The organism is Acinetobacter sp. AG1 (assembly GCF_001005525.1).
GTDB classification, from domain to species: domain Bacteria; phylum Pseudomonadota; class Gammaproteobacteria; order Pseudomonadales; family Moraxellaceae; genus Acinetobacter; species Acinetobacter modestus.
This window is the reverse complement of the sequence record NZ_LBMZ01000037.1, coordinates 1-3,871: the sequence shown is the minus strand read 5'-3', so window position 1 is coordinate 3,871 and position 3,871 is coordinate 1. Positions and strand designations below refer to the sequence as shown.

Annotated in this window: 3 protein-coding genes; all 3 read left to right on the top strand. The window is 37.1% G+C overall.

The genetic code is table 11. The features are described from left to right. Positions 1–1,566 (top strand): MobV family relaxase (gene mobV / locus AAV96_RS00430; RefSeq protein WP_046737885.1); only part of this gene is annotated, 1,566 nt, incomplete at its 5' end. A gap of 79 nt (positions 1,567–1,645) precedes the next feature. Next, on the top strand, positions 1,646–1,930 hold the full coding sequence (locus AAV96_RS00425) for a hypothetical protein (protein ID WP_227505810.1): 285 nt from the start codon (positions 1,646–1,648) through the stop codon (positions 1,928–1,930). Positions 1,931–2,319: 389 nt separating this feature from the next. Beyond that, a complete protein-coding gene (locus tag AAV96_RS00420; RefSeq protein ID WP_046737883.1) occupies positions 2,320–3,639 on the top strand; it encodes a protein rep in 1,320 nt (439 codons plus the stop codon). Positions 3,640–3,871 lie beyond the last annotated feature (232 nt).

Genomic DNA, 3,871 nt, shown 5'->3' with positions numbered 1-3,871 from the left:
GATTTAAAAACAGCAGGACAGGTTTTAGATGGTATTAAAAATCGACTTCCTGAAAAAACACGTTCAAATGCTGTCTTATGTGTTGAATATTTAATAACGATGTCTCCAGATTGGTCGGGTTTGGGGACAGACAGGGAGGCAGATTTTTTTAAAACGTCAGTTGAATGGTTAAAACAAAAACATGGTGCTGAAAATGTTATTAGTACCTCGATCCACCGTGATGAAACCACTCCGCACCTTGTTGCATATGTTGTGCCCATTGATTCACAGGGTAAATTGAATGCTAGGGAGTTTTTAGGGGGTAGGGCAAAACTATCAAAAATGCAGACTGATTTTCACAATGAGGTTAAGCATTTAGGACTTGAAAGAGGGTTAGAGGGGAGTAAGGCAGAACATACAACGATTAGAGAATTTTATGCTGAAATTCAAAAGCCTGATGATAAAAAATATTTAATTCAAAAACCACCTTTAAAAACAGTTACTTATAATGAATCTACTATTCATGCACTGGATGGAAAATCATTAAAGGATGAAAAGATACAGAAGTATTTTGGAAGTCTTTTTGATGAGCAGCATGAATACTATCAAAAGCAGTCTTTAAAAGCCCAAGAAGCCCTATCTGTAAAGCTTTCAGAGCAAATTATTAAGACAGAGAAAGAGGCAGAAGCCCATAGAAATGCAGTAAAACAGATAAAAAAATTAGAAAAAAAGATTGATAAAATGCTTGATGAGTTTTCTCAAATTATTGAATTTAAAGAGCTTTTTTCAAATGATTACAAGGAAATAGAACAGAGCTTAAAAGATCGAATACAAGATCATAAAAATCAATTGATTAGAAAAAGGGAAGAGGATGCACGATTTGAAGCGCAATTAAGGGCGCACCGTGAACAGTTAGCAAAAGAGCAGGAACGACAACAGGCAATAGAATTTAGGAAGACACTAGAAAATGATCGTAGAACGCAAATAGAGGCTGATAGAGCGCATTTACGCAATAAAGTTGGTGAATGTACTGCCGAAACTGAAAAACTGGCTTATAGCGCAATACAGAGCAAATTAGAGGGTGTTGTTAGAGATGGTTCTAACTATGCTGCATTGCTCGATAACAATGAGCCGAAAACCAACCCATACGCTGAGATACTTAGGCTAATGGATGATAGAGAAGCATATGATTTTAAAAAGAAATTAGAAATTATTTTGAATCAATGTGCAGAATCAAAGAATAAGGACTATGACGACACTTTCAACGGCTGGGGAACAAAACCAAGTTACTATGATAATTTTGATTCATCAGCAAAATATATTGTTGCAATTCAAAGTATTATAGATGATCAGGTACAAGAGGGTGGTGCATGGGCTTATGAAAAAGCGAATGAGGTAAAACGCGCTTTAAGTGATGTTTTGGTGGGTAAGTGTAAGAATGAATATGATGTCCTTTTGAGTGATGAGCAAACTAAGGAAAGACAGCGAAAATATGATGAACAGGTGGAACTATCTAACAAAAATCAAATAGATAAAGGTGTTCATTTTGAGCAAGAAAAGAAAAAAGGAAATGATTTTGAGATGTAGGTTTTGATTAAAAGGAAGTCTGAATTTGCTTGATGTAGCACTGATCCCACTCCATGCTCGCGTGGTGGTATAATAAGACTTGTATAAATTATTAATTTTGTTGGTAAAGATGCAGCTAAATGACTTAAAACGCAAAATACTTGAGATTGCTAATGCTCAATATCCTAGAGTTGCTTTAATAGAGGTTGAGAATAATAAAATTGTTAGCCTATCTGAGTATGAAATTGATGATGTGATAAAAGCTTTAAAAGAGCTTCAAGATAATAATTTTATTGTGAATGCTATAAGTATTAGTGTTGATCAAATTGTGTCTTTTGGTCATTTAGAAATAACTTCAAGAGGTCGAAATCTTTTAAACAGTTAATTGAAATTTTAGGTGAACGAGTGTCTACGAGTGGCACAAATATCATCCGATTTAAGATGCTTTTTCCCTGATTACAAGCTCCCTTTTGATTTCAAACGGGAGTAACAGAGCATCCCAACGGGTGCGAATAACTTAGAAAACAATGGCTTAGATATTTAACTAGAGTAAATATTTAGTGTAATTTTTACTTTAAAATCAGATATTTGAATAACAGAAATATTTAAGTTATATTACTTTTAGTTTTTTACAGACCAAAAAAAAGCCCCATATCTTGGCGGATCAGGCTTTTGATTGGCTACTTTCAGCGGCTTGAGGTGCTGATTTCACAATGTATACGGACAGTATAAAGGTGATTTCCCTCTCCATCAAGCCTGATTATAGGCTTGAGCATGCTAAACAATCTAAACGATCAAAACCTACCTTCCTCTACTAACAGCGCTCTAGCGTCATTTGGTGGCGTTCCTGCATCCAAAAAAAGTCGCCTTGGAACAATTACTAAATTCTGTTCCACCCAGTCACAGCAAGGGTTACAGCAAGACGATACCCAGTACAAAGAATACAGAAAACAAACCGAGCAGTTAAAAGAGAAAGCTGGGCAGATCCTCTATACCCCGAATGCAGAAAAACAGGAATTCCGTGTCTGTAACTGCGGAAAATTACGTATTGATAAGGAATTACCTGTCGATGTTCGTTATGACGCTGATAAAAATCGGGCTTCTTTCGGAAATCTTCAATATTGTGGCAGCGTTTGGACGTGTCCGGATTGCTCAAAAAAAGTGAGTTTGGCAAAAAAAGAATTAGTGGCTAAAGCGGTAACTTCAGCTAACGTAAAAGGTATGCATGTAGCAATGCTGACGCTGACTATTCCTCACTATCTTGGTGATGATCTGAAAGACTTATTGAGCAAGATGAAAAAGGCTAAAAATTACTTGTTCACAAATAGAAATAGTCGGGAATGGTTTGCAGACCAGTTCCCTGTAGTCGGTGAGATCACGGCAACAGAGGTCAAATATTCAGATAGAAATGGCTTTCACCCCCACCTGCATATACTGCTGTTTTTAGATCGTGAATATCAGAAAGAAGATATAGCAAGAATTGAGGATGAGATTTACGAGTTCTGGGCTGAGAAGTGTGTCAAACGTGGGCTTGGGAAGCCAAGTCGTAAATATGGTGTAGACCTGAAAATGGAAAAAACAGGTGAGCAGACCTATGCAAGTTATATTGCAAAATGGGGCTTAGCTTCTGAGCTGACTCAATCACATATGAAGATCGGTAAAAAAAATATGTCGAGTTTGACCATGTGGGAAGTATTAGATTTGGCACAAATGGAAGTAAGTACATCTGATAAGTACAGCCGAATTTTTAGGACATATGCGAAGGCATTTAAAGGCGCAAGACAGATAAGACCAAGTAATGGTTTGCTTGAATTATTGGGATTAAAAAATTTAGAAGAAGATGAAGATTTGGCTAATCAACAAGAAGAAGAATCTAGCCAGGTCTATGATGCATTTGCTTTAAGTTCACAAGACTGGTGGACTATTTGTTATCACAAAAAACGTGTCGAGTTTCTTGAACTCGTGGAATCCGATTTTGAAAAAAATGGGATTCAGACCGACTTAAAATCCGCGAAGGATTTTCTGTTCGGGCTTAAAAACGCATCGCGTTTTTCGAGGGGTCGAGGGGAGAAATCTCCCCCGCTCATGGAATAATTTGAAAACGTAGTTTTAAAATTGTGTAGTGAGTACACATTCCGCTTCGCTAATGTTTTTCCCTGTGGCACACTAGGGGAAAACTAGCGATAGGATGTGTTATATGAGTAAGGTAATTCTTAGAACAGGAAAACTGAAAACAATCGGCAATATTGCTTCATCTTTGAGCCACAACTATCGCACTAGACCAACGCCGAATGCTGACCCCTCTCGGACTGCTAATAACCAACAT